This is a genomic window from Holdemania filiformis (genome assembly GCF_003459085.1).
Taxonomy (GTDB): domain Bacteria; phylum Bacillota_I; class Bacilli_A; order Erysipelotrichales; family Erysipelotrichaceae; genus Holdemania; species Holdemania filiformis.
This window is the reverse complement of record NZ_QRUP01000017.1, coordinates 26,232-32,715: the sequence shown is the minus strand read 5'-3', so window position 1 is coordinate 32,715 and position 6,484 is coordinate 26,232. Positions and strand designations below refer to the sequence as shown.

The window sequence follows — 6,484 nt, the reverse complement described above, 5'->3', positions numbered from 1 at the left end:
TCTTTACACCTTTCCGCATCCCTTTTTTTATGCCTTTTTTATACACCGTCTTCTCATCCATCTCGTCGTATTTCATCCGCATCTTGGCGATTGCATAACTGGTGTCCTTTAAAAAATCCATTCGTTTTTCTTCCATCATCCGAATAACCTCCTCTTTCTCTATCAATTCATGAATGATCTTCTGCTTTTTCGGATCCCGGCTGTATCGAAGCATATATGTGATCTTGTCTGAAATCCGCCATTGTTCTGTCGGAAGCCTCTCCAACGCCTGTGTTTTTTCCATCTCGATCCATAGCGTCCGGCAGCGTTCCTTCGGCATCCGTTTCCTTGTTTTTTCATTGGTATACCGGTGGTAATGCAGGTATTCACGACTCACTTTCATCTCCGGCATCCGCTTGGTAATCATGATCTGAAGCACAGGAATAAAATCAAAGCTGCCGCCCACTTCTATCTGATCGGAGACCATCCGCGAAGCATAGCCCTGCGACCGCAGCGATAACGACTCCGCCATCTGATAATTCTGCATTTCTAAATTCACCAGCATCGACTTTCCCTGGTCATCCCGAATCCTCACCATGACATCATAGCGGACCCCTTTCTCCCGGAAGTTTGCCTTCACCGGTTCTGTCGCTTCCGATCCTATCCACACAATCCGCCGATGAAGCAAATCCGAGAGATACATCGTCAGAATCTTTCGGGAAACCGGGTTCTCCGCATTCATCACATGACGGAACACGTCGTTATCCCGATAATCAAGGGCGGCCAGACTTTTTCTAGCCTGAGCGCGGGTCAGTCCCGCCTGCCGTAATTGTTGATCGGAAATGTTGAGAAGTAAGTTATTTTGTTTCATATTCAGGAGCCTCCTAATATTAATATTGCGGAAAATCAGGAAAAGCCCCCTAAAAGAATTGAAATTTGTAAAAATACTTTTTTGAGTTAATTTTTCTAAACTTATTATAACTCAATACCGTTTCATTTTCAATTTTATTCCTCTATTTTAATCACGAAAAAGAACGGATTTTCATCCGTTCCCGTTCTGAGTTTTGTTTACGTTTAACCTAAGATTAATTTTGTCAGATCCGTCGGTTCAACAATTTCGCCGTCTTTATAAACGCGCATATTGCCTGAGGCAATTTCATCGATCAGGATGACTTCACCATTATAATAACCGAACTCAAATTTGATATCATACAGATCTAGTCCCTTTTCCGCCAGCGTGTCTTTAACGATACCGGAAATTTTCTGCGTCATCGCCTTCATCTGTGCGTACTGATCCAGCGTCATAACGCCGATTGCATCCAATCCGTCCGGTGTGATCAGCGGATCGCCCAGATCATCATCTTTCAGTGTCGTTTCCACATAAGCGTTCAGCGGTGTTCCGCTTTCCATGTAAGCTCCGTAACGACGGATAAAGCTTCCGACTGCACGGTAGCGGCAGATAACTTCCAAGCCTTTGCCGAATACTTTCGCCGGCAGCACTTCCATCGTCGCGTTGTCGATATCCGCGCTGACGTAATGCGTCTTCACGCCTGCTTTTTTAAGAATCTCGAAGAAATAAACCGATACTTTCAGATTTTCGCGGCCGATGCCTTCAATCTGCAGTCCGACGGTGTTGGCACCTGGATCGAATACGCCGTCTGTACCGGTGCAGTCGTCCTTGAATTTCAGCTGGTAATTACCGTTGTCTAACGCATAAACATCTTTTGTCTTGCCCGTGTAAACTTTATTCATACCTTTTCCTCCATATAATGCAGAACTAGTTTAGCACAGTTAGCGCCATTCGGCACAAAAAATTACCGCAATCTGCCAGATTTTTCAATTCCTTTCCGGCATTTCTCCCGGCATGGAAAAAAGAAAGCGATTTCGGATTTCAATATCCGCTCACATAGAAGAATCAAGGGATTCATCATGAGATCCCGGACGGAACCGGGGATCCCGGTAAAAGGCCGCCAACAGGAACACCGCCATCAGAATCCAGGCGATCGGTTCAGTATAACACACTCCCAGATACCCCAGGCTGGGTGTCAGCAGCAGCGTTGCCAAAATCTTCACGACCATCTCAATACAGCTGGAAAAAATCGGAGCCTGGCTTTTTCCCAACCCCTGCAGCGCGTTGCGGTAGATAAACAAAACCGAGAGCGCATAGAAGAAAAACACGTTAATTTTAAAATACTGCCGGGCCGTAGCGATGACCTGAATTTCCTTCGCGTCCACCACCAGCACCAGGATCAAATCGATCCCCCAAAAGGAAATCAGGATGCAGAATGTCGACCACACAAAACTGATCGCTGTGCAGCAATGCAGTCCTTTACGAATCCGGTCGAGCTTCCCCGCTCCCAGATTCTGTGAAACATACGTCGTTGCGGTAACGCCGATGCTGATGAGCGGCTGCATGAACATTTCGATCACCTTACGGGAAGCGGTATGTCCGGCGATGATCACCGATCCCAGCTTGTTGACGGCGCTTTGCAGAATGACCGAACCTATGGATACAATCGAGTTCATCAACCCCATTGAAATTCCCAGCGACAGCTGCGCTTTCAGCATCTCCTTATCCCAACAGAAATCCTCTTTTCCCGGAATCAGAAAGCTCGTCTTTTCTTTAATATAGAGGACGCAGAGCACAACGGACAGCGCCTGGGAAATCAACGTCGCAATCGCCGCGCCGCCGACGCCCATCCGCAGAGTCTTTAAAAACACATAGTCCAGCACAATGTTGGTCAGCGAGGCCAGAATCAAAAAATACAGCGGTGTCCGGCTGTCGCCGTAGGAACGTAAGATACTGGCGGCCATGTTGTACATCATCGTGATGATCAGCCCGCCGTATATAATAAAGATATACTCTACCGACATCCCCATAATTTCTTCCGGCGTTCCCAGCATCTTCAGCACCGGGATTCCGGTCAGCAGGGCAGCGAGAGTAATACCCAGGACAAAGATCAGCCCCAGCATCAGCGTGCCGGCCACCGCTTTTCTGACTTTATCCATCTGGCCTGCACCGACATACTGCGCAATCGGAATCGCAAAGCCCTGCGCTAATCCGATATTCAAGCCCAGCACCAGTCCGGAAACGGAAGCCGTAGCGCCCATTGCCGCCAAGGCGTCCACTCCCAGAATTCTGCCGACCATCATCGTATCAGCCATATTATAAAATTGTTGGAAGACATTGCCTAACAAAACCGGCATCGCAAACATCAGGATCAGTTTCAGCGGACTGCCTTCTGTCATTCGATTATGCATTCTTTTCCCCCTCTTGATTTACGAAATCCAGAACATTATAGCCTACCTGATCAGCGCCCACAAGCTTTTTCTGAACGTCGCTGAAACTTATTTAATCTTAACAGAGTATCCTGCGGCACAAAATGAAAACTGCCGGATTTTCGGCAGCTCCTGTGAAGTCATACGACATCTCTTTTCCGTTTTGATCAGGCTGTTCAGTCAAATCCCATTCATTTTTCACTGAACACTCTGTAACTTTTTAATGCAGAATCCAATACAACAACGCAATCAATAAAATCGCTAATTTAAACATTCATCATCACCTTTCTGTTAGTTTGTGTCATTTTCACTTAAGAATACGGAAAAAGAAGTCGATTCCAGGCTTCTCTCTATCCATAAAATAACGGAAAAAAACACCACTGTCAACGCTGTTGCCTGAACTTTTTCGCTCAGAATGAATTAAAAACGGGTGTTCCTGCCTGGTTGGCTGAACTACCCCGCTTTATCCATAAAATAAACTATTCCAATCTAAATTCTCTTTTTATTTAATTTCATTCATTATTGAGCTAAGGCCTCAGAAACAACCCGGCCGGCTTCAACCCCCGACGTCATGGCCCAGGTAAACGTTGAACCGCCTAAATATAAGTCACCCTGGACTCCGCCAACCACTTCTCCCGCGGCATACAGTCCCGGAACCGCTTCTTCCGCTGTATTTAATACTTGCATTTTATCATTGATGCAAATTCCACCCAGCGATGTAGAATAACGAATCGACATTTCCAGCGCATAGTAACGTCCTTCTTCAGCAATAGTCGTAGTTAACTCGCGTCCGAATTCATCAGGAGTTCCTGAAGATACCGCTTCATTGTATTGAGCGACGGTCGCTTTTAAAGCTTCTGCCGGAACATCAAGTTTTTCCGCTAATTCTTCTAAAGTATCCGCACCTTTATAGAATGGCTGACCTGTATAGTCATCGGCCGTCCATTTCGCCGGATCTTCCGGATTGAAGATTTTCCTATCCGACATCGCTTTGTTGAACGCGTCATAGTTTTCCTGGTCCATCAATAAATACTGTCTTTCGTTTTCTTCCATCGAAAGCATTAATTCCCAAGTGTCGCCATTTTCACAAGCAAATCTTTCTCCTTTTTCATTAACTAAGATACCGCTCATTTTATAAACAGCACCAACGCCCATATTGGTATATTGCGGCGCTCCGCTTGGAAGAATCATCGTATTCGGCTGTTTATTTAACCAAGTTAAATTGCGTGTCGCGCCATCCACGGCCTTGATCATTTCTAAAGCGTCGCCATCATGTCCGGAGTGTCCGGAATAACGGAATGCAAAGTATTCTTCAGGAACGATATCACGATTATGGCCGTAACCCCCTGACGCCAGAATGACAGCTTTCGCATTGATCGTGTAATTCGCTTCATCACCCTTGGCTTTAATGCCCACGACTGCACCCTCGTTAACGATGAGCTCGGTTGCCTGAGTATTTAGCAAAACTTCAGCGCCGGCATTTAACAAGTTTTCTTTCAATTTTAGCATGGCGCCGGCACCGCCGCCCTCAAAAGAATAGCTGGAGCCTGAGCCTTCATGGATATAAGGCATATTCCCGCCTTCTTCGGATACAATCCAGTCAAAGTTCGGACCGATAAAGCTTGTAAACAATTCGACTGATGGAAGATGGTTTTTATTATGCCCTGCCTCCAGCAAACGTTCTTTTAACATTTCTGAGGAGTCTTCATACCCGGCTTCTTTCTGCCATTGACTATTGGTCGCTGTCAAGCTTCCGCCGGCCATGGCGCTCGCGCCGCCAACCATCGGCGTTTTTTCCACCAATACCACTTTATATCCTTCTTTAGCCGTATAGAACGCAGACATCATTCCTGCGGCGCCGCCGCCAATAACAACAACATCTGCGTCAAGGGTTTCCTCTTTCAATTCACCTTTAACCGGCGCGGCGCTAAATTTATCCAGATCTGCGCCGGCTTGAGTTAAAGCGTCTTTTACAGCAGTTTTCAACCCTGCGGATGAAACTGTAGCTCCCGCTACGGAGTCAACGCCGATCGTTTGATATTTCAGCATGTTATCCGCTAAGACAGGCAAAGCTTCCGAACCAATACCTGTTGTTTCTTTGTGTTCAACGACCTTAATTTCTGTAATTTCTTCTTCAGTAACGGTGACCTCAACCTGAATATCCCCTTTAAATCCTGTGGCCGTTGAAGAATAAGTACCCGGTGTCATTTTTAACTCGGGACTCGTTGTTTTTTCTGTGTTGGTTGAGCAGCCGGATAAGAACATCAATCCGCATAACAAGCAAACAAATAAACGCTTCAAATTTCTTTCCTCCTTTGTAGACGATCGTCTAGTAATATTCTAGAGAAATTTTTCAATCAAGTCAATAGACAAAAAATTCACATTTAATTTTTTTATTTTACATAGAATGTCCTTTATCGAATAAAAAAACAGGGATTCCCCAAAAGCTAAGAAATACTGACTCTGCGATAGGGAATGAATTTACCTGTTTTTTGCATTCAATTTTTTTGTCTGTTTTATAAGTCAGATGAATATTTCTGACCTTGAAGCTTCCATTTCAAGATAAATCAAATCTTTCAACTGTTTACTTCATCTATTTCTCATCATGAATTTCCGTCAAAGACACCTTTTTTTCTTCAATGTCCGTCAACGTCAGCCGCGGATTTTTTGTTTTCAGAAACTGTGCTGCCTGGATTGCGTTCTTCCGGTCGCTGACATTTACGCCCAGATTTCGATCCTTCAATCCCAGAATCATCATGCCGTTGCGGGCACTGCCGCTGGCATACGGACTTTCCGTAACCGACGCGACGCTGCAGGACATAATCTCCTGAATCGGAATGACATGTCCCTGACGGCGGTACCAGAAATAGACTGTATCTTCTCCCAGCCACAGCGTATTCAGTTGCCGCACAGGTCCTAGCGATTCCGGCAAGGTCTGCGTCATCCGCTGGATTCCCTTCCATTCCAGAAGAAGCAAAAACAGAATGACCAGCGTCGCCAGCCAGAAAATGACAGCGATCCCGATCAGCAGCGATCCTTTCCATTTTAGTGCCGCGCCGGTTATGACCAACGATATCAGTACAGAAGTGATCAGATAAAATCGATATCGGCTGAAAACGTTCTTGAAGCAGGACTGTCCCCATTCACTGCGGGTCATGACATCACCTTCTTTGTCTTTATTATCGCACACTTTCCTTGCATTTCACTCAAAAGTCAAATTTTAAAA

The 6,484-nt window shown here is 45.6% G+C and carries 5 protein-coding genes; all 5 read right to left on the bottom strand.

What is annotated here, in order from left to right; all coding sequences use genetic code 11:
* Positions 1-850, bottom strand: an 850-nt coding sequence (locus DWY25_RS12820) for a hypothetical protein (RefSeq protein ID WP_187117672.1), incomplete at its 3' end; no start/stop codon positions are given.
* 203 nt (positions 851-1,053) lie between these two features.
* Positions 1,054-1,731, bottom strand: a complete 678-nt coding sequence (locus DWY25_RS12815; protein WP_117895555.1) for a phosphoribosylaminoimidazolesuccinocarboxamide synthase — start codon at positions 1,729-1,731, stop codon at positions 1,054-1,056.
* 150 nt (positions 1,732-1,881) lie between these two features.
* On the bottom strand, positions 1,882-3,240 hold the full coding sequence (locus DWY25_RS12810) for an MATE family efflux transporter (RefSeq protein WP_117895554.1): 1,359 nt from the start codon (positions 3,238-3,240) through the stop codon (positions 1,882-1,884).
* A gap of 537 nt (positions 3,241-3,777) precedes the next feature.
* Positions 3,778-5,559, bottom strand: coding sequence for an FAD-dependent oxidoreductase (locus tag DWY25_RS12805; RefSeq protein ID WP_117895553.1), 1,782 nt, complete (start codon positions 5,557-5,559; stop codon positions 3,778-3,780).
* Positions 5,560-5,851: 292 nt separating this feature from the next.
* The gene (locus tag DWY25_RS12800; RefSeq protein WP_117895552.1) at positions 5,852-6,415 is read right to left on the bottom strand and encodes a hypothetical protein; all 564 of its coding nucleotides are present in this window, start codon (positions 6,413-6,415) and stop codon (positions 5,852-5,854) included.
* Positions 6,416-6,484: the final 69 nt, after the last annotated feature.

Coding starts and splice junctions, on each gene's coding strand:
- DWY25_RS12810 (WP_117895554.1), bottom strand. CDS start 3,240: ATGCATAATCGAATGACAGAAGGCAGTCCGCTGAAACTGATCCTGATG.
- DWY25_RS12800 (WP_117895552.1), bottom strand. CDS start 6,415: ATGACCCGCAGTGAATGGGGACAGTCCTGCTTCAAGAACGTTTTCAGC.
- DWY25_RS12815 (WP_117895555.1), bottom strand. CDS start 1,731: ATGAATAAAGTTTACACGGGCAAGACAAAAGATGTTTATGCGTTAGAC.